Below are 19,185 nucleotides of genomic sequence, written 5' to 3' on the forward strand. Positions count from 1 at the left end.
CCTTGGTCCTTTTAACGGTTCTGTTCAGGGTTCCACAGTGCGTACCGCTGACCGCGCAGGAACTGCCACAGGCCAAGGCTCATGCCGGCCAGTGTCACCAGCAGGAAAGCCGCGAAGCGGAACGGTTTGGGTAAACGGTGTTGCGAATCCAGCAGGCCGACGATCGCAATCGTGTAGCCAATCAGTTGCGTGATCAGGCTCAGGCGATAGAAACCGTGTTCGCTCCACAGCCAGAAATTGCTCAGCAGCAATGGCAGCAACAGCACCGGGGCGAGGCGGCGGATCAGTTTGTGGCTGATCAGGGCAATCGAATACAGGCCGTGCTTGAACGGATTGAGCAACTCGCTGCGCTGCGCCAGGCTCTGCAAACCGCCCACGGTGACGCGCTGACGCCGGCGGAATTGCTTGCCCGCCTCATCGACGCCATGGTCGATCACTTGTGCCTCGGGCACGTAGACGATGCGTTTGCGCGCCATCGGTGCGCAGGTGCTGATAAAGAAATCGTCGTTTACTTCCGCTGGCACGTTCTGGAACAACTCGCGGCGCAGGGCGAGCAAAGCGCCATCGGCCGAGACCATGCAACCGGTGCGATTTTCCATGCGGCGCAACCAGCCTTCGTAGTGCCGATACAGGCTGTCACCGATGCTCAAACCACCACCGGTCACCGGGATGACCATGTGCCCGGCACACGCACCGACCTGCGGATCGCTCAGCGGCGCGAGCAAGTGGCCGAGGGTATCGAGTGACCATTGGTTGTCGGCATCGGTGAACACCAGAATGTCGCCGGTACTCAGCGCTGCGCCGGCATTCAGCGTAGCGGCTTTGCCCTGCCGGGGCAGGTCGAGCACGGTGATGCGCGGATCGATGATCTTGTGTGCGCACGCCACGGTGTCATCCGTCGAGCCATCGCTGGCGAGGATGATCTGCAACATCGCAGGCTGATAGTCCTGAGCCAGCAGCGTGCGCAACTTGTGTTCGATGTGCCGCGCTTCGTTGTGCGCAGCAATCACGATGCTGATATTCAGTGGCGGTGCCTTGGCATGGCGCCAGGCCGGGAACAGCGGCGCCAACAGGGTCAGCAGCAGCGGATAGCCGACGTAGGCGTACACCGGCAGCAGCAGGCATATCCAGAAAATGAATTCAGCCACGGGCAGGCCTCCTGGCGTTCCAATGACACAGACTGAGAATAAATGCCGCACTGGCCAGATGCAGGCGTAACCAGTGCAGGCCCCAGAGTTGCAAGGTCAGGCGGACGTTGCGGTGCTTGATGCTCTGCCGCACGCTGAGCACCAGACTCGGCAGCAGGGTCAGCACCAGCATGATCCCCGCGAGCTGCGCGAAGCCGACAAGCAGCGCAAGAATCGCCAGAAAATCGAGGACCCAGACCAGCAGCGACAGCAGCGGAAAACGCAGCAGACGCAGACTCGCGCCATGGGTGCGCAGCAACTGTAAGTGACTGCTCTGACGCCACAGCTCCTTGCCCATCCATTCACGCCAGTTCATCTCGTAGCCCCAATGCAGAGCGATGCTTTTATTCACCGAAAGCAGTCGCGCGCCCTGTTTGCTCAGGCGCAGGGTGTATTCCTTGTCCTCACCGGTGCGCAGGGTTTCGTTGAAACCGCCGACGTCGTCGAACCAGCGCTTGCGCATCAACAGGTTGGCGCTGGGCAGCCAGTCCACGGTTCGGGTAGCGTGATTTGTCGGGCGCAGCATCCGGCGTTGCCATGCGCTCGCATACCACGGTGCGGCGGCGGGTGTGTGCAGGTCCAGGCCGAAGATGTCTCCCTGAGCGTGCGTTTCGAGGGCGAACAATTGGCTCAGCCACTCCTCGGGCATTTCGATGTCGGCATCGATGAACGCCAGCCATTCACCGCTGGCGACGCTTGCGCCACGATTGCGCAGGGCGCCGATCAGCAGGCCGGGCATGAGCAGAACCTGCGCGCCGAATGCGCGGGCTATCTGTGGGCCGTCATCGCTGGAGCCGTTGTCGACCACGATCAGCTCGCAGTCGATACCGGCTGCATTCGCGGCTTTCTGGGCAGCCAACAAAGTGCGGCCAATGTGCCGCGCTTCGTTGAACATCGGGATGACGACGCTGACACGGCTCATGCCTTGGCCTCCGTCAGCGGCGCTTGTTCAGCCTTCAGACGCAGGACACAGGTCAGCGCGAGCATGATCCACAGGTATTTCAGATTCGGCGCGCTGAGGAACATCAAAAACAAGATCAGTGACAGAAAACTCATCCCCAGGTGAGTGATCAGGTCCGCTTGCTGCCACTCTCGCCGCTGCAACCACGCCCGTCGTGCGCGGATCAGGTTGTAAAAACCCTGCACGAGCATGCCGACAAACAGCAGGCCGGCGGGAATCCCCAATTCGCTGAAAATCTCCAGATAAGTGTTGTGCGCCCGACGGTACAGATCGCCGATCTTGCGGTTGGCCGAGAACGCCTTGGCGTAACCGGTAGTCGCGTAGTGCAACGGGAAGGTCCCGGGGCCGGAGCCGAGCAGCGGATGCTCGCGGATGATCTGGCTGCCGACGACAATGTAGGAGGCGCGACGGCCAAGAGATTCATCCTGAGCCTTGGCCCCGGCGCTCAAGATACTCAGCGACTGGATGCGTGCCAGATAACCGGCAGGCATCGCATAAATCGCCAATGGCAGCACGATGGCGGCACCGAGCATGGCAAATCCGAAATGCCGGGGACGGATGCGGGTGAGGTGTTGGCGGTAATGCCAGACACCGATCGCCAGACTCAAGGCCAGTACCACCAAGCCTGAGCGCGACTCCGTTTTGGTCATGCCGCCGAGCAGCAAAAGGCAGCAGCCAGCCCAGAACAAACGGTGCAGCAGGTTCGGGCTGCGAATCACCAGCAGCAGGCCCAGCGGCACGGCGAAGGCGATCAGCAGAGCAAAGGCATTCGGGTCATCGAGCAGGCCGGCGGCGCGGCCCTTGTCCTGGAATTTGCTGGAAAACATCGCCATCGCGCAGGTGGCGCTGACGCTGAGTGTCACCAGTCGGGCGAACAGACCGAGGTTCAGCTCGCGGCCGACCAACAAGGTGATCACGAACAGAATCAGGCCCACGCTCAGTTCACGCAGATGACTCTGTGACATGCCCAGGTTGTCGGTGGCGAGCAGGCTCAGCAGGTACAGCGCCATGAAACCGATCAGGTAGCGCCACAGATTGCTGCGCAGGCGCTGCGATGGAAGCTGATGCAATGCCAGTTGCAACATCAGGATCAGCGCCAGCGAAGCACCGAGGAACTTGCTCCCGGAAAACAAGCTGTCCTTGAAGAATCCTTCGAACGGCACCAGCGCGGCAATGCCAAGCAGGCCCCAGGACGGTTTGCGGTACAGCACCGCGACGCCGACCAGACCGAGCACGGCACCCGGCGCCAGATAGGGATAAGGACTGACCAGCAGAGCCATGCAGACCAGTGCGAGCAGACTGACGATCGAGAGCGGGAAAATCATGCGCGTGCCTCCCGTGCGGTGCGGATGTACAGCTGCGACCAGTGTTCGGCAAGCGCCTTGAGGTCATAGCGATCCTTTTGCGTGCGTTTCGCGTTGTCGCGCAGGTGCCGGGCCAGGTCCGGTTGCATCAGCAACGTATCGAGCTGGCGGGCGAGCGCGGCGCTGTCGGTGGGCGCGGCTAGCAGGCCGTTATGCCGATCTTCCAGCACATCGGGAATCCCGCCGACCGCGAAGGCCACCACGGGCACCCCGGCCTGCATCGCTTCGAGCAAAATCATCGGCGTGCCCTCGGTGCGCGAGCTGATCACCAGCGCATCGAGTTGCTGCCACCAACGGTGCATGTCGGTCTGGTAACCCGGCAGACGAATACGCTGCTGCAAACCGGCGGCATCGATGCGCGCCTGCAACACGTCGTGTTCCGAGCCGTCGCCGAGCATCACCGCGTCCAGTTGCGGGTGTTGCAGGCACAGCGCAATCAGCGCGTCGAGAAACAGATCCGGGCCTTTCTCGCTGCTCAGACGCCCGACGTAACCGGCGAGCCAGCGCTGGCGATCAGCATTCGGAATCATCTCGGCGTGAGCCGGCAAACCGTTGGGGATCACTTGCAGCTTGTCTGCACGCACGCTGGCCTGACGGTGAATGGCCGCGATGCTTTCAGCCACACACACCACCCGATCCACCGAAGCGGTGCGGCACAGTTGCAGGCTCAGCCAGGTGTAGAACTTCTGCTTGCGGCTGCGCGGGGTGAAACCGTGCTGGGTGATGACCAGCGGCAGGCGCCACAAAGTTGCGCCAAGCCAACCGAACAATAGCCCTTTGAAATTGTGCGTATTGATCAGCGGCTGTTCGCTGCGGCGCTGACGCAAATGCCGCAGCAACGTGCCGAGCCCTGTGCAGCCTTGCGCGTCGACACCCGCCTCGCGAAAGCGTGCGATCAGTGCTGGCGGCGCGTCGAGGAACAGCACTTGATGCTGTCCCGGCGTCGCCAGGCAATGATCGAGCAACATGCGCTCGGCGCCATAGAAGCCACCGCTGCTGAGCAAATGAATGATCGGCAGGGTGGCGTTCGGCGGGGTCGACAGGCTCAATTGCGCACCCAGTGGACGAAGCTTGGCACCGTCCAGTTCCTGTGCGGATTGCTCGGCAGCATCTGCTGTTCGTTAATCACCAACAGCACTGGCAGGTCGAGTTCGTGGCTGATTTGCGCAGGATGCTTGAAGCGATGATCAAAGAACTCCCGCACGTAGACGAAAGCGATCGCCAGCAGCAAGCCTGTCAACAGGCCGAACGGAATGATCAACATGGGTTTGGGGAACGCGGCTTCAGTCGGCTCGAACGGCGGGCTCAACACCCGGGCATTGGACAGGTCATTGTCCAGAGAGCGCGTGGTGCTGCTTTCGGCAAAGCGCTGAGCGTAGGTCGAGAATGCGGCGTGCAGAGCGCCTATCTCGGTGTCCATTTGGCGCAGCTTGCTCTGGGTTTGCTGCAACTGGTGAATACGTTCCTTGAAGTCGGCAATGCGCGCGGTTTTCTGCTCGATGACCTGGCTGACCACCGACAAGTCGATCGTGCGTTCCTGAATGCGGTTATTGACCACTTTCAGGAACTGCTGGCGAGTGCGGGCGATTTGCTCGCGGGTCAGCAGCATCGGCTCGCTACCCGGCTGGAACACCGCCAGATCATTCATGTAGCGGCTGACCTGCGTCGTCAGTGCCTCGCCCATCTGTCTGATCTCGCGGTCTTCGAACGCGATGTTGTCGACCGTGGTGGTGAAGGTGAACGGGAAGGTGTAGTCGTTTAGTTTGTTGGAGTTGGCAGCCGCCAGACTGGTTTTCAGGTAATCGAGCCAGCGCTGGCTTTGCAGCAAGCGATCGCGGTACAGATTGAGTGCCTGCTCCTCGGTGTTGATCGCGTTGAGACGGAAGGTGATTTCCTCTTTCGGATCGGACGAGCCGACGCTTTCCAGCAAGCTCAGCCGAGTGCCTTCCAGTCCGTCGAGGCGCACCTGGTATTGATGCTTCTTGGTTTCGTAAAACGAGTGCGGCAGTTCGATCGATTGCAGCGCCTGACGGCTGACCAGATAGTTTTGCAGCAAAGCGGCGACAAACGTCGTGCCCTGGGCAGGATCCGGGAAGCTGTAGATGATCGAGATCACATTGGAACCCGGCAGGGTTTCGATCTTCAGATTGTCGATGGCTTCTTGAGTCAAAACGTCGAGTGCCGTGTCGCGCACTGGATCGGTCGCCATGCCCAACGTGCTGCGCAGCGGGTTGACCACGTATTCGCGCAACGGCGAGCTGACGTAGCGTTTGAACGGTTCACCGACCAGCTTGCTGAACATGCCCGGCGGTGGGGTGTACTCGGCCTTGTCGCGCAGGTCGCTGATGGTCTGACGAATCAGCGCCGGCGAACGCAGGATGTTGCTTTCGGTTTCCATGTCCGCCAGTGACGGCGGAATGAACGTGGCGTTGTCCTGGGTCAGCGAGGTAGTCGCATCGCCCTGGGAGAGTTTTTTCGACTGCACGATCACCTGCGCGGTGATATCGAAGCTCTGTTTGAGCAACAGCGGCAGCACCAGTGCGATCACTGCAAAGATCAGGAAGACACGCTTCACCACTTGCTTGTTGGCGAAGAAGATCCTGAAGAACTCATGCAGGTAGTTTTCCTTTGGGTTCATAGTCGGTCACCTGAGAGTCAGTTATCACTGCCTTTGTTGTCGACGCGGTAGCCGAAGCTGAACCCCACGCCCTGAAACAGCACCACGTCGGCCAGTTGCCTGGAGAGTTCGCCGGCGCTGGCAAGCTTGGTTTTTGGCACATAAAGCATGTCGTCCGGTTGCAGGTAGGCGATCTGCGGAGCCTCGCCTGACAACGCTTTCTCGACGTCGTAATTCACCGCCTGCACCTGATTGCCATTGCGCCGCATGATCACCACCGAATCGAGGCGCGCCTTGACGTTGGTGCCTCTGGCGAGGGTCAGGGCTTCAAGCACCGAGACTGGACGGCGGATCGGGTAGGCTCCGGGTTGGGCCACTTCGCCCAAGACATAAATCTCGTTGCCAGCCGTGGATTTGAGCAGCACATCGACGGTCATCCGCCCCGGCAATTGCGCGTATTTGCTGTTGAGAAAGGTCTCAAGTTGATTGACGGTCATGCCTTGCATTGGCACCGCGCCGATTTCCGGAAAGCTCGCGTAGCCGTCAGTCCCCACGGTGATCTCGCGGCTCATGCCGGTGGCGGGGTGGTTGAGGGCGCTTTTGAGGTTTTGTTCGTTGCTCAACGGGCTGAGGACTTGCACGCTCAACTGATTGCGGTTGGGCTGGAACAGTTGTTTGCGTTGATAGACGCGCTGGATTTCCTGGCGCGCTTCGTCGCTGGTCAGCCCGGCGATTTTCACCGAGGTGTTGGCGCCCGGCAGTTCGATGGTGCCGTCCGGTAGCACCAGTTGACTGCCGTTGAGCTGGCTGGCGGCGGTGAAGTTGAGGCCGATCTGGTCACCCGACTGCACGCGATACGCGTCCGAGCCGCTGGTGCTGATGTGGAAGATCACATCCAGCACGTCCTTGGGACGCAGGGTCTGCTCGACTCTCGGCATGTCGCTGGCCTGCGAATTGGCAGGTGCGGCGGTGAGGATATTCACCGGCATGTTGCGGGTCTCGGTATTGCTGGAGCAGCCTGCAAGCGGCAGCAACAGCAGGACAAGCATTTTGGCGTTCATGGCGTCATCCTTTGCGTTCGCTTACAGGTTTTTGTACAGCCACTTGGGCATGTAATATTTGCGCCGGTTGAACACGCTGCCGACCACTTTTGCCCCGGCCTGCGTCAGTCGTTGCACGGCAGCCTGGGCGACTTCCCAACGGGTGTCTTCGGCGCGAACCACGAACACCACGCCATCGACCTGAGTGCTGATCACCAGCGTGTCGGCGGCGGAATACACCGCGTCACCGTCGATCACCACGAAGCGGTACTGGCTGCCCAACTGGTCGAGCAACGGGCTCAGACGTTCGGCGGTCAGGTGTTCCATGGTGCGGATCGGCCGGCCGTTTGGCAGCACATCGAAGGGCAGGCTCGAGACCTGCACCACGCAGTCCTGTAACAGCGGCGGGTTGTCCGGGTTGAACAGCAGATCGCGCAGACCGCGCTCCTTGTTCAAGTTCAGTTGTTGCGTGAGGCTGGTCGCCGATTGACTGGCGTCGACCAGCAACACTTGGCCGCTGCTCATTTGCGCCAGTTGACTGGCCAGTGCCAGTGCGCTGGTGGTGGTACCCGCGCCGGGGTTGGCGGCGGTCAGGAGCAGAATCCGCAGATCCAGATCCAGCACGGTCGAGGTCAGGTTCGATTCGCTGGGGTTGGCGATGCTCAGACTTTTGTTGGTTGAACCGTCCATTAGCTTGCTCCGTGGCCGCTGAATACTTTGAAAGGGGTTTTCAACAGGATCTTCAGATCAAGCAAAAGGCTCTGCTCGGCGATATAGCTGAGGTCCAACTCAACGCGCTGGTCGAAGTCGATGTTGCTGCGCCCGGATATCTGCCAAAGGCCGGTCAGGCCGGGGTAGATGCTCAGGCGTGCGAGGTGACTGTCCTTGTAGCGATAAGCGTTGAACGATGTCGGACGGGGGCCGACCAGACGCATGTCGCCGCTGATCACATTGATCAGGTTGGGCAGTTCGTCGAGGCTGGTCCGGCGCATGAAGCCGCCGATACCGGTGATTCGTGGGTCTTTGTCGATCTTGAAATCAATGGCGTCGGCCCCGTGCTTGTTCAGGTGGCGCAACGATTCCTTGAGATCTTCGGCGTTGGCGACCATGGTGCGGAACTTGTACATGCCGAATTTTCGCCCGCGATAACCGGTGCGTTTCTGCACGAACAACACAGGCCCTGGGCTGGTGTATTTGACGGCCAGCGCCAGACCGATCAACAGCGGCGAAAACACCAGCAGAATGACCAGCGCGCCAAAGCAGGCGACCACCCGATTGGTGCGCGACAGCTGCCATGGCCGGCCACCGTCACGGCCAGTGACCCAACCGCGACCCTGGCGATGAATCGCGGCATCGAGGCGCATTCGGTGCTCGGGGTCTACGCGTTTGTCGCGATGCAGTTCCTGCATCGACATTGCTTTCTCATGTCCAGTCATAAGTCCTCCGCTGATAATCAGCCGCGTGCGGCGCGTGGGCGATAGGCAGTTGGGTAGTAGTCGCGGAACCAGGCGATGAAGCGCCCGAGTCCTTCGTCCAGCTCTATCCGGGGCTGAAAACCGGTGGCTTGCGCTAGATCGCTGGCCTCGGCGCAAGTGTTGAGCACATCACCCGGCTGCAAGGGCAGCAGCTCGACCACGGCTTTTTGACCGAGGTGTTTTTCGATCAGCGCCAGGTAGGTTTTCAGTTCCACCGGGTGCTGGCCGCCGATGTTGAACAGCCGCCACGGCGCCATGCTGCTGGCGGGGTCGGGCTGCTCACGGTTCCATTCGGGGTTGGCTTGTGGCGGTTGCTCGATAAGGCGGGCGATGCTTTCGATGATGTCGTCGATGTAGGTGAAGTCGCGCTGGTGCTCGCCGTAATTGAACAGCTTCAGCGGCTGGCCCTCGCTGATCGCCTTGGCGAACTGGATCGGCGACATGTCCGGCCGGCCCCACGGCCCGTACACGGTGAAAAAGCGCAGCCCGGTGCAGGGAATGCCGAACAGATGGCTGTAACTGTGGGCCATCAACTCGTTGGCTTTCTTGGTCGCGGCGTACAGCGACAGCGGATGGTTGACGCCGTCCTTCACCGAGTACGGCGTGGCCTGGTTGGCGCCATACACCGAACTCGACGAGGCGTAGATCAGGTGTTCGACCGGATGCTGCCGGCAGCTTTCCAGAATGTTTAGGAAACCGTGCAGATTGCTGTCCAGATACGCCCGCGGATTCTCCAGCGAATACCGCACCCCGGCTTGCGCCGCGAGATGGATCACCACTTGCGGGCTTTCTCGGACGAACAGCGCTTCGATGGCCGACGCATCGGCCAGGTCAACCGTAGCGAGCTGGAAATCGCCCACCTGCTCGCGCACCCATTGCACGCGATCGTGCTTGAGCTGCGGATCGTAGTAGGCGTTGAAATTGTCCAGACCGATCACCGTGTGGCCGTCGCGCATCAGCCGCAATGCGCAATGGGCACCAATGAAGCCGGCCGCGCCGGTGACCAGGATTTTCATGGCCGCAGCCCTTCAGGGGCAATGTGGCGCAGGCCGATGCCGCTGTAATGCAAACCGGCAGCAGCCAGATGTTCCGGGTTGTAGAGGTTACGACCGTCAATCACCACCCGCGAACGCAGCTTGCTGGCCAGCCATTCGAAATCCACCACGCGAAAGTTTTTCCACTCGGTGCAGATCACCAGCGCATCGGCATCTTCCAGCGTGTCGTCGCGGGTGGCGCACAGGTGCAAGTCGTTGCGATAACCATAGAGGCGCCGACACTCGGACATGGCTTCCGGGTCGTAGGCCTGCACGCTGGCGCCTTCGGCCCACAGCGCATCCATCAAGTAACGGCTAGGGGCTTCGCGCATGTCGTCGGTGTTGGGCTTGAACGCCAGGCCCCAAATCGCGATGGATTTGCCGGCCAGGCCTTGGGGGAACTGCGCTTTTAGTTTGCTGAAGAGGATGTGCCGCTGACTGTCGTTGACGTCGGTGACGCTGCGTAGCAGTTTCAACGGCATGCCGTTGTGTTCGGCGGTGTGCAGCAGGGCGCGCAGATCCTTGGGAAAACACGAGCCACCGAAGCCGCAGCCCGGATAGATAAAGTGATAACCGATGCGCGGGTCTGAGCCGATGCCCTTGCGCACCGATTCGATGTCGGCGCCGAGCAATTCGGTGAGGTTGGCCAGCTCGTTCATGAAGCTGATACGTGTGGCGAGCATCGCATTGGCCGCGTATTTGGTCAGCTCGGCGCTGCGGTTGTCCATGAACATCAGTTTTTCGTGGTTGCGGCAGAACGGCGCGTACAACTCGCTCATCTGCTCGCGGGCTTCGTCGTCGCGGGTGCCGACGATAATCCGGTCCGGGCGCATGCAATCGGCGAGGGCGCTGCCTTCCTTGAGGAATTCGGGGTTGGACACCACGCGTACTTTCAAATCGGCCCTGCCGCGGCGCAGCAATTCGCTGTTGGCGGTGGCGAGGACTTGATCCGCCGTGCCGACTGGTACCGTGGATTTGATGATCAGGGTGCGATCGGCCTCCATTAGACCGGCGATCTGCCGTGCAACGTTGAGCACATGGCTGAGGTCAGCGGAACCGTCTTCATCGGCCGGGGTGCCGACCGCGATGAAAATCAGCTCGGCATGCTCGACCGCATCGCTGGCCTGGGTGCTGAAAAACAAGCGCCCGGCCTTGATGTTTTCTTCAAGTGCGCTGGACAGTCCCGGTTCGCTAATGGGCGGTACGGCTTGTTGCAGTTGTTTAATCTTCTTCGGGTCTATATCGACGCATAGAATCCGATGCCCGACATCTGCAAGTGCGGCAGCTTGAATAAGTCCAACATAGCCCGTGCCAAATACGCTCACGTCCATCTGCGCACCCTCGATAGAGCGAAAAGAAGAAGTTAAAATTGAGACCGTCAAATGGGGTATAGCGCAGGGGTGGAAAAGCGTGTCAGCAAAATGACATGTTGCACCTGTATAACACCGGCCATTTGTCGGGCGATTGGCCATCAAGTGCTTGCTATTGCTACATTTGTCACGCCATTGGCGTTGTTTTTACATTTCAGAGAATGCGATAAACGGTTCAAAGGCCGCGAAAATAGAGACTTACAGCATCTGTGGTGCGTCAGGTTTGAGTCAGCGTTTTTTTGACGCTTTTCGGGAAAACCAGCCATTCCTTGCGCTTTGATCCCCGACTGCTAGGGTCAGGTTTCGACCGACAATCTTTTGACCCCATGTCGTTTCGCGAGCGGAATTGCCATGTTTCGATACTTGAAAGAACTGTTTTTAATTATTTATCTGCTGCTTTATTCCGAATATTACATTGAGCGGTTAAATGCTATCGGCCTGGGTTTTTCTGTACTTCTTTTTGGCGCGATGTTTTTGGCGCTTACTTTGGCGTTATATCTAACGGCGTATATACGGCAAACACTCATTCGGCATTTATTCGCATTGGCGATTTTTATGTCGGCGGTGTTTTTCGACATCTATACCCGGGTCACCGCGGATTACCTGAGCTACAGCAATTTCGTCTCGCTGGTGTATTCCGGCGGCTTCATTCAGGAAGCGGCGTACCAGTACCGTGACGCAATCATCCACGGTGCGCTCAGTGGTCTGCTGTTGTTATTTGGCATCGGTCTCAAACCACGGCATTCGCTCATCGTGCCGAACGCATTGCGCGTGGCGGCGCCGCTGTGTGGCGTGCTGCTGCTCAGCACTGTGCTGTTTCTGCGCGCGGGCGAGGGCGCCCGCGGTTTGCCGATCATGTACACGCCGTTGGCCTATCTGAATCTGTTTGCCTATGAGGCGCTGCACAACACGGTCGGCCCGCGTGAACCGGTCACGCTGGCGCGCACCTCGCAAGCGGTCGGCCACGACATCGTGCTGATCATCGACGAAAGCATCTCCGGCAATTATCTGGATATCAACGCGCCGTTCGGCGTGCACAGCAACCTCAAACAGCCGCACGCAGGCGTCGACGTCTTCAATTACGGCTATGCCGCGTCCATCGCCAATTGCAGCGCCGACACCAACATCACCTTGCGCTACGGTGGCACCCGCACCGACTACATGCGCATCAACAGCACGCTGCCGTCAATCTGGCAGTACGCGAAAAAGGCCGGTCTACGCACGGTGTACATCGACGCCCAACGTACCGGCGGCAACCTGCAAAATCTGATGAACGACGCCGAGAAAAAGGATATCGACGAGTTTGTCCAATTCGATCAGACCAGCGTACGCGATCGCGACATGGCGGCAGCGGCGAAGCTTATCGAACTGCTCAACGATGACAAGCCCGAGCTGATTCTGATCAACAAGGTCGGCGCGCATTTTCCGGTGCACGACAAATACCCGGATGCCTTCATGGCCTACCGCCCGACCTTGCCGCGCGGGCAGTTCACGGAAGTCGCCGACACCGGTGAGCGCGATGGTTTCAATGGTCAGGTGGATGACTGGGTGCTGTATCGCAACGCCTACAAAAACACGGTTTTATGGAACGTCGGCGAGTTTTTTGCGCGGGTGTTAGCCAAGGGCAATCTGAACAACGCACTGCTGATCTACACCTCCGATCACGGGCAAGATCTGCACGAACGCGGTAACCCTGGGCTCAACACCCACTGCGGCGGGGATCCGGTCGAGGAGGAGGGGCTGGTGCCGTTGGTGGTGATTCAGGGCAGTGAACTGAAAACCCTCGACTGGTCGGCACAGCTGGCGGCGAACAAGGATCGTTCCAGTCACTACAACATCTTCCCGACCCTGTTGCAGTTGATGGGGTATGACCTGGCGGCGATCGAAGCCGTGTACGGCAAGCCGCTGACGGTGCCGACAGCAGATGACTTCACCTTCAACTATCGCTTCAATGCGCGGTTGGGGGCCAAGCCTGAGTGGAAGCATATAGATCTGGGCAACATTGTGACGCCGACCAAGGCGCCAGCGAGTGTGGCGGCGGGGCAGTGAAATGGGGGGGCAGGTCTGACGCCTTCGCGAGCAAGCTCGCTCCCACATTTGTACGGCGATTCCCTGTGGGAGCGAGCTTGCTCGCGAAGAGGCCGGGCCTGGCACCAAAAGATCAGGATTTGCCCCACCGAGCCCGATACACCCCCGGCGCGCACCCCAGCCACCTCAAACACGCGCGGTTGAAACTCTGTACATCGCTATACCCCAAACGATCAGACACCTCGACCAACTCCAGCTCACCCGTCTGCAACAGATCCTCGGCCCGGTAGCGTCGATACTCATCCAGTAATTCAGAAAAACTCCAGCCCAACGCCTTCAACCGCCGAGCCGCCGTGCGTTCGATCAAATGCTGTGCGGCGCAAAACTGCTTCCAGTCAGCCGCTGCCAGATCCGCGATCAAATAATCGCTGAGCTGCTCCAGCAAGGTCGATTCGCTGTTGCGTCGGGTCTGCTCCAGCAATTCCACCAGCGTTTGTTCGAGCGACCGATTGCCCGGTGTCAACGGCGCCACGAACAACTGCGGATCAAGCCGAATTGCCGGATACGCCTGCCCACCCACCACGGGTGCACGAAAGGCGCGCTCATGTTCTGCGCGGCTGGCCGAAACCAGCGCCACGCTCAACACCGGATCACGCCCCAGACCGCTGGCGAGCAATTTGCGCCGCAACATGCTGCACAGGCTGACGAGGATGTAATCGGCAATCGCGGGACACGCTCGCAAGCTGCCAGCATCCAGCAAACGCAGTTCGACAGCGTCGCCTTCACGCACGATCTGCGCGCGGTAATGGCCGTTGAAGAAAGGAAAGAACCGCACGAAATAATCGCAGGCGCTTTGCAGCGACACGGCGACATCGAACAGATACGTCAGGCCATTGGTGGCCGTCGAAACAAAGCGCCGACCCGCCGCCAGACCGATCAGCGGATCGCCAGTCTGCTCTAGGGCAAATGCCCAGAACCGGCGTGACAACACCAGCGGAATGCGCATGAAAGGCGTGCGCAGATCGAACAGACTGCGGTGAAATAACGCCTCGATGGCTGCTTGCGCGACACCGCGCGCCAGCAATTCTTCGATGGCTGGCAGCAGGGTCGGGGCGTAGAAAGCATTGGCGGGTGGCTGATTGATTTTTGTCATGTAGGGCTCACCGCTTGTTTCGGAACACTGGTTAGGCTGGCCGACGTTAAGCGATTTGCCGGAGCAAGACCATGCTTGATTTACGCCAGCTCGACCTGAACCTGCTGCTCGCTTTCGATGCGATCTATCAGCAACGCAGCGTCACCCGTGCCGCCGATGTCATGAGCCTGTCGCAACCGGCGATGAGCAACGCGCTGCGGCGACTGCGTGAATTGTGTGGCGATCCGTTGTTTATCAAGAGTCGTTTAGGCGTGACGCCGACGTTGGTCGCGCATCGGCTGGCGGATTATGTGCGCGCTGCGCTGGAGTCTTTACGCGACGGTTTGCGCATGATCCCGGCGGCGCGGCAGAGCAATCCGTTGCTGCGCATCAGTTGCCTGGATTGTCTGCAACCGGTGCTGCTTGACGCGTTGCTTGAAGCACCGCATGCCGATTGGCAGGTGCGCTATTTTCAGCCGCGGCGGCGGGATGCCTTGCAAGATCTGGCCAGCGGCAAACTCGATATTCTGCTCGACCTCGACCAGCCATTGGCCGGGCTCAATGGCTTGCACAAACGCACCTTGGCAGCGGATCACTACGTGTTTGCTTATGGTGCCGGGTTGAAGGAGCCACCGCGCACCTTACAGGCGTATTTGCAACAACCGCAGATTCAGGTGTCGAGCCGGCGCGATGGGCTCAGTCCGGTGGATTTGCAATTGGGCCTCAAAGGCCTGCGCCGCAGGATTGCCGTGACCACGCAAAGCACCCTGGCGGCGAAACTGATCGCCGACCGCCAGCCTTTCGGCCTGAGCTTGCCGAGCCGGGTAGCCGCAGCCTTGGGCATGCAGCAAGTGCCGTTGCCGCTGGAGGATGCGGTGGAACTGAAACTGGCGCTGTACATCGAAGCCCGCTACCGCTTCGAACGCAGCCGCGAAGAAGCCATGCACTGCCTGCTGCGCGCCCTCGGCGAACCTCAACAAACCCCGGCTAAAACCCAGCACCTGTGGGAGCGAGCCGGCTCGCGATAGCGGTGTGTCAGGCGCGGATGTGGTGGATGTGCCGCCGCCATCGCTGGCAAGCCAGCTCCCACTAGGTTTTGTGTTTGAGCGCAGTCGTTGGCCACGCCGCTGACACCTGTGGGAGCTGGCTTGCCAGCGATGAGGCCGGTGCAGCCGACATTTGGTGATTACAGGTTGGCGGCCAGGAGGCGTTGATCGACTGTCAGAATCGCTTCAACCATCGCCCGCGCCGCCGGGGTCATGGAGTAGCCGACGCGGGTGACGATGCCGTAGCTCAGTTGCAGGGCCGGGTCGTCGCGGGGTATGTCGATGAATTCGAGCAAGTGGATCAAGCCCTGATCGACCTGTTCACGCAGTGCCTCCAGCGTCGCCAGACCCACTGCGTCGGAGCGCAGCACCACGCGCTGGATCGCGTCGAACTGGGCGCATTCGACGCTGGGGTTGAAGTCAGGCTCGCCCAACACATCGGCAAGGATTTTGCGGATCATCGGCGGAATGCGCGTGCCCACCACCGGGTAGTCGAGCAGGGCACGCAGCTTCAAATCACGCTGACTGGCGAGTGGGTGACCGGCGCGGCAGAAAAACCGCCCCGGACGGGTTCGCAGCAGGTGCACGTGGTATTGCGGATCGCCGATGAAATAACGCGCATCCGCCACCAGAAATTCGATCTGCTGTTCACGCAACCACAGCGACAATTGCTGCCAGTCGCCCTGATGAAAACGCGTGCGGATCGCCGGGTGGGCCTGGATGAATTGCGCCAACGCTTCCGGCACCAACACTTGCGCCGGATAAGGGCCGCAACCAAATTGCAGCTCTCCGCTGGTGAGGCCGTTGTATTGCGTCAGTTCGTTTTGCAACGCCTGACTGCCGGCGAGCAGGCGCCGTGCATGTTGCAGCACCAGTTCACCCTGGCCGGTGAGACGAAATTCCCGGCTGCGGCGCTCCACCAATTCACAGTCCAGATCGCGCTCAAGCGTCTGGATGCTGCGGCTGAATGCCGGTTGACTGAGGTTGATCGCCTCGGCCGCACGGCCAAAGTTGCGGTAGTCAGCGAGGGCTACCAAGTGGCGAAGTTGTCGCAAATCCATCATGCGTCTCCTGCATTCTGCGGATACTTTTAATGCATTGGATCGATATCACGTTGGCTGGCATAAGTACACGCCTGTCTCTTGGTAGTCGTCGCCATGTCCCATCCAATGTTCGCCTCCAGCGCCTTCACCCGGACCATTCTCGGCCACGCCGAACAGTCGGGTTTGTGCCCGCAAACCTTGCTGGCGCGCGCGGGTATCAGCCGCTCTGCACTGGAAGATCAGGATCGGCAAATTCCCGCGCACGCGGTCGAGCAACTGTGGCTTGAGTGCGAGCAGGCCGGTGTCGCCCCGACGTTCGGTTGCGAGTTGGTCAACGCAATGGCGACCACTTGCCTGCAAGGCTTGAACATTCTGCTCGACTCCGCGGCAACCCTGCGCGCCAGTCTCGATTGCTTTGTGACATTCGCCCCGCGCGTGACAAATTACGTGGCGGTCGAATTGCAGGAACTCGGTAATTTCGCCCATTTGCATTTGCGCCCGGTGCAAGGCCAGGTGCATCACTTCGGCCTTGATGCCGCGACGCTAACGCTGGTGCGCAATATCGCCCGGCGGCTGGGCAAGGCGCCCGACCAAGTGTTTTTCAGCGTCAATCTGTGCCCGCCGCAAGCGGCCGGAAACTGGCTACGCAGCGCCGGCGTCAATGTCGAACAGGGCGAGCATCCGCGCCTGACAATGCACCGCGCCAGCCTCGACGACGCGCTGCTTGGCGCCAATCCGTTCCTGCACCAGAGCATGCTCCGTCACTGGCAGGCTGAATCATCCGCACCCAGTCGCAACGACAGTCTGGCAATGGCCCGACACTGGCTGACAGCGGGCGATCAACCCATCGAACGCATCGCCGAACGTCTCGGTTACCGCCAGCCGAGCAACTTCATCCGCGCGTTCCGCAAACAGTTCGGCATCACGCCGAAGCAGTTCCGGCTCAATCCGTTGTAAGTACCGCGATGATTGTTTTTTGTCGGCCATCGCTTGCGTGTAACGGCTAGAGGTTGGGCACCGTGTCTGTGCTGAGCAAACCTGACCGGAGCCCAATAATGATAAAAACATGCTCGGTCACGCCCCAAGTCCGTCTGCGACTTTCCCGGCGTGGCCACACCCGTACGCAACCCCTGACACTGGCGATTCTCGCGGCTCTGTCGAGCCCCGGTTATGCCACCAGTTTCGAGCTCAACGAAGACTGGAGCCTGTCGACCAAAACCACGCTGACGCTGGGCAGTAGCTGGTCGACCCAGAACCACGAAAAAAGCCTGATGACCCGGGCCAATGCCTTGCAAGCCCAAGGCGTGCGAGCCAACGGCAACAGCGTCAGCGCCGATGACAACCGGCTTAATTTCGAGAAGGGCGACCCGATCTCGCAGAACTTCAAGGGCCTGACTGATTTCAGCCTCGACGGACAGGGGCAGGGCGCGTTCATTCGTTTCAAATACTGGTATGACACAGCCTATGAAGACGGCAACGGACGCTTCAAGAAATTCGATGATTCTGGCTGGGATGATCTGTCGAAATTCAAGGGCTTCAAGATGCTCGACGCCTACGTCTGGAAAGACTTCCAGATTGCTGATCGGCCGTTGAACGTCAAAGTCGGCAATCAGGTGTTGTCCTGGGGTGAATCGCTGTTGATCCAGAACGGCATCAACGTGATCAACCCGCTCGACGTTTCTGCGTTCAATCGCCCGGGTGTGGAGATCAAGGAGGGGCAGTTGCCGGTGGAGATGGTTTCGTTCAGCTTCGGCCTGTCCGACACCCTCAACCTGGAAGGCTTCTACCAGTACAACTGGCGCCCGAGCGCGCTGGATGGTTGCGGAACGTTTTTCGCTTCCAGCGATGTCATCCAGAAAGGCTGCGGGCCGTTGTATCTGGGCCAGGTGCAGACCGATCAACAGATGCAGGCCAGCGGTCTGTACGCGACGTCTCGGGGCAACGAATCGCCCTCGGACAACGGCCAGTTCGGCTTCGCATTGCGCAACATGATCCCGGCGCTGAACGATGCCGAAGCGGCGATCTACTACATCAACTATCACTCTCGTTTGCCGTATTTCACCCTTGATGCGCGCAACACCGCGTTGCGCGGCACCTTCCCCGGCGGCGTTCAGGCGCCGAGTTACGCGGCGGCGTTTCCGGAAAACATTCACCTCTACGGCATCAGCCTCAACGGCGTCGAACCACTCAGCGGTATTTCGCTGGCGGGGGAGTTGAGCTATCGGCCGAACATGCCTTTGGCGATCAACGCGCCGGACATCAACGTTGCGGTGATTTCCGGGCCGGGCGGCAGTTCGTGGATTGATCTGCCACCGGGGTTCAACACCAATCGCGGCAGCCGTTATGACGGCTGGGAGCGCAAAGGCGTGTGGCAGATGACAGGTTCGGCGACCCAGGCGTTCGACAACATTCTCGGCGCCACTCGTTTGAGTCTGTTCGGCGAGGCGGGCGTGGTGCACATCGACGATCTGGGCGATGAGCGTTTGGGCCGCAATGCCGCGTTCGGTCGCAGCGCACCGCGTAACGGCACCGCGTGCAACACCGTCGCGTCGGGCGTGACCAATCAATACTGCACCGACAAGGGTTTCGCCACCGAATGGTCATGGGGTTATCGCCTGCGCGCGAGCCTGGAATACAGCGATGTGTTGCCGGGGATCAACCTGATCCCGGCAGTCAATTGGCGGCATGACGTCTCGGGTTATTCCTACGATCCGCAAGGGCCGTTTCAAGAGGGCCAGCAAGCCCTCGGCCTGAGCCTGACCGGCGTCTACATGAACGATTACAGCGTCGAACTGGCTTACAACAGCTTCTTCGGCTCCAACGACTACAGCACGCTCGACGACCGCGATTTTGCGTCCGTCAGCTTCAAGGCAGACTTCTAAGGAGAA

16 protein-coding genes are annotated in these 19,185 nt (G+C 60.0%); 4 read left to right on the forward strand and 12 right to left on the reverse strand.

Going from position 1 to position 19,185, the window contains the following annotated elements; translation table 11 throughout:
* Positions 1 to 11: 11 nt before the first annotated feature.
* From ACIQVE_RS18095 to ACIQVE_RS18140, 10 genes are read right to left on the reverse strand one after another with little or no spacing between them, the layout of a single operon-like run.
* Positions 12 to 1,148 (reverse strand): glycosyltransferase, encoded by a 1,137-nt coding sequence (locus ACIQVE_RS18095; protein ID WP_402810655.1) that lies wholly within the window; start codon positions 1,146 to 1,148, stop codon positions 12 to 14.
* The gene (locus tag ACIQVE_RS18100; RefSeq protein ID WP_402810657.1) at positions 1,141 to 2,109 is read right to left on the reverse strand and encodes a glycosyltransferase; all 969 of its coding nucleotides are present in this window, start codon (positions 2,107 to 2,109) and stop codon (positions 1,141 to 1,143) included. Before ACIQVE_RS18100 ends, ACIQVE_RS18095 begins: the two co-directional genes overlap by 8 nt.
* Positions 2,106 to 3,473, reverse strand: a complete 1,368-nt coding sequence (locus tag ACIQVE_RS18105; protein ID WP_402810659.1) for an O-antigen ligase family protein — start codon at positions 3,471 to 3,473, stop codon at positions 2,106 to 2,108. The genes ACIQVE_RS18100 and ACIQVE_RS18105 overlap by 4 nt, the downstream gene beginning before the upstream one ends.
* Positions 3,470 to 4,555, reverse strand: a complete 1,086-nt coding sequence (locus ACIQVE_RS18110) for a glycosyltransferase (protein WP_402810705.1) — start codon at positions 4,553 to 4,555, stop codon at positions 3,470 to 3,472. Before ACIQVE_RS18110 ends, ACIQVE_RS18105 begins: the two co-directional genes overlap by 4 nt.
* Before the next feature lie 2 nt (positions 4,556 to 4,557).
* Complete coding sequence (locus ACIQVE_RS18115) at positions 4,558 to 6,150, reverse strand: GumC family protein (protein WP_402810660.1); 1,593 nt, start codon at positions 6,148 to 6,150, stop codon at positions 4,558 to 4,560.
* A 17-nt stretch (positions 6,151 to 6,167) separates the two neighbouring features.
* Positions 6,168 to 7,190 (reverse strand): polysaccharide biosynthesis/export family protein, encoded by a 1,023-nt coding sequence (locus tag ACIQVE_RS18120; RefSeq protein ID WP_402810662.1) that lies wholly within the window; start codon positions 7,188 to 7,190, stop codon positions 6,168 to 6,170.
* 21 nt (positions 7,191 to 7,211) lie between these two features.
* The gene (locus tag ACIQVE_RS18125) at positions 7,212 to 7,859 is read right to left on the reverse strand and encodes a CpsD/CapB family tyrosine-protein kinase (RefSeq protein WP_402810664.1); all 648 of its coding nucleotides are present in this window, start codon (positions 7,857 to 7,859) and stop codon (positions 7,212 to 7,214) included.
* Entirely contained in the window at positions 7,859 to 8,605 is a 747-nt protein-coding gene (locus ACIQVE_RS18130; protein WP_402810666.1) for a sugar transferase, read from the reverse strand. Before ACIQVE_RS18130 ends, ACIQVE_RS18125 begins: the two co-directional genes overlap by 1 nt.
* Positions 8,606 to 8,622: 17 nt before the next feature.
* Positions 8,623 to 9,660: an NAD-dependent epimerase gene (locus ACIQVE_RS18135; protein WP_402810668.1), complete on the reverse strand. Its 1,038-nt coding sequence runs from the start codon at positions 9,658 to 9,660 to the stop codon at positions 8,623 to 8,625.
* Entirely contained in the window at positions 9,657 to 11,009 is a 1,353-nt protein-coding gene (locus ACIQVE_RS18140) for a UDP-glucose dehydrogenase family protein (protein ID WP_402810669.1), read from the reverse strand. The genes ACIQVE_RS18135 and ACIQVE_RS18140 overlap by 4 nt, the downstream gene beginning before the upstream one ends.
* A gap of 390 nt (positions 11,010 to 11,399) precedes the next feature.
* Between ACIQVE_RS18140 and ACIQVE_RS18145 the strand changes: the two genes are divergently transcribed.
* Complete coding sequence (locus ACIQVE_RS18145) at positions 11,400 to 13,097, forward strand: sulfatase-like hydrolase/transferase (protein ID WP_402810670.1); 1,698 nt, start codon at positions 11,400 to 11,402, stop codon at positions 13,095 to 13,097.
* Between the two features lie 112 nt (positions 13,098 to 13,209).
* Here ACIQVE_RS18145 and ACIQVE_RS18150 read toward each other — a convergent pair whose 3' ends face one another.
* Positions 13,210 to 14,229 carry a helix-turn-helix domain-containing protein gene (locus ACIQVE_RS18150; RefSeq protein WP_402810672.1) on the reverse strand — a complete coding sequence of 340 codons (1,020 nt, stop codon included), beginning with the start codon at positions 14,227 to 14,229 and terminating at the stop codon, positions 13,210 to 13,212.
* 71 nt (positions 14,230 to 14,300) lie between these two features.
* On the opposite strand from ACIQVE_RS18150, the gene ACIQVE_RS18155 reads away from it, so the two are divergent.
* Complete coding sequence (locus ACIQVE_RS18155) at positions 14,301 to 15,236, forward strand: LysR family transcriptional regulator (RefSeq protein ID WP_402810674.1); 936 nt, start codon at positions 14,301 to 14,303, stop codon at positions 15,234 to 15,236.
* Positions 15,237 to 15,394: 158 nt separating this feature from the next.
* Here the strand turns inward: ACIQVE_RS18155 and ACIQVE_RS18160 are convergent, their stop codons facing one another.
* On the reverse strand, positions 15,395 to 16,315 hold the full coding sequence (locus tag ACIQVE_RS18160) for a LysR family transcriptional regulator (RefSeq protein WP_402810676.1): 921 nt from the start codon (positions 16,313 to 16,315) through the stop codon (positions 15,395 to 15,397).
* A 96-nt stretch (positions 16,316 to 16,411) separates the two neighbouring features.
* Between ACIQVE_RS18160 and ACIQVE_RS18165 the strand changes: the two genes are divergently transcribed.
* Positions 16,412 to 17,254, forward strand: coding sequence for an AraC family transcriptional regulator ligand-binding domain-containing protein (locus tag ACIQVE_RS18165; protein ID WP_402810678.1), 843 nt, complete (start codon positions 16,412 to 16,414; stop codon positions 17,252 to 17,254).
* A gap of 98 nt (positions 17,255 to 17,352) precedes the next feature.
* Positions 17,353 to 19,179, forward strand: coding sequence for a DUF1302 domain-containing protein (locus ACIQVE_RS18170; protein ID WP_402810679.1), 1,827 nt, complete (start codon positions 17,353 to 17,355; stop codon positions 19,177 to 19,179).
* Positions 19,180 to 19,185: the final 6 nt, after the last annotated feature.

It is taken from the genome of Pseudomonas sp. NPDC098747 (assembly GCF_044760045.1).
In the GTDB taxonomy this organism is placed as follows: domain Bacteria; phylum Pseudomonadota; class Gammaproteobacteria; order Pseudomonadales; family Pseudomonadaceae; genus Aquipseudomonas.

Coding starts and splice junctions, on each gene's coding strand:
- ACIQVE_RS18170 (WP_402810679.1), top strand. CDS start 17,353: ATGATAAAAACATGCTCGGTCACGCCCCAAGTCCGTCTGCGACTTTCC.
- ACIQVE_RS18100 (WP_402810657.1), bottom strand. CDS start 2,109: ATGAGCCGTGTCAGCGTCGTCATCCCGATGTTCAACGAAGCGCGGCAC.
- ACIQVE_RS18165 (WP_402810678.1), top strand. CDS start 16,412: ATGTCCCATCCAATGTTCGCCTCCAGCGCCTTCACCCGGACCATTCTC.
- ACIQVE_RS18150 (WP_402810672.1), bottom strand. CDS start 14,229: ATGACAAAAATCAATCAGCCACCCGCCAATGCTTTCTACGCCCCGACC.
- ACIQVE_RS18120 (WP_402810662.1), bottom strand. CDS start 7,190: ATGAACGCCAAAATGCTTGTCCTGCTGTTGCTGCCGCTTGCAGGCTGC.
- ACIQVE_RS18115 (WP_402810660.1), bottom strand. CDS start 6,150: ATGAACCCAAAGGAAAACTACCTGCATGAGTTCTTCAGGATCTTCTTC.
- ACIQVE_RS18160 (WP_402810676.1), bottom strand. CDS start 16,315: ATGGATTTGCGACAACTTCGCCACTTGGTAGCCCTCGCTGACTACCGC.
- ACIQVE_RS18135 (WP_402810668.1), bottom strand. CDS start 9,660: ATGAAAATCCTGGTCACCGGCGCGGCCGGCTTCATTGGTGCCCATTGC.
- ACIQVE_RS18155 (WP_402810674.1), top strand. CDS start 14,301: ATGCTTGATTTACGCCAGCTCGACCTGAACCTGCTGCTCGCTTTCGAT.
- ACIQVE_RS18105 (WP_402810659.1), bottom strand. CDS start 3,473: ATGATTTTCCCGCTCTCGATCGTCAGTCTGCTCGCACTGGTCTGCATG.
- ACIQVE_RS18125 (WP_402810664.1), bottom strand. CDS start 7,859: ATGGACGGTTCAACCAACAAAAGTCTGAGCATCGCCAACCCCAGCGAA.
- ACIQVE_RS18140 (WP_402810669.1), bottom strand. CDS start 11,009: ATGGACGTGAGCGTATTTGGCACGGGCTATGTTGGACTTATTCAAGCT.
- ACIQVE_RS18130 (WP_402810666.1), bottom strand. CDS start 8,605: ATGACTGGACATGAGAAAGCAATGTCGATGCAGGAACTGCATCGCGAC.
- ACIQVE_RS18145 (WP_402810670.1), top strand. CDS start 11,400: ATGTTTCGATACTTGAAAGAACTGTTTTTAATTATTTATCTGCTGCTT.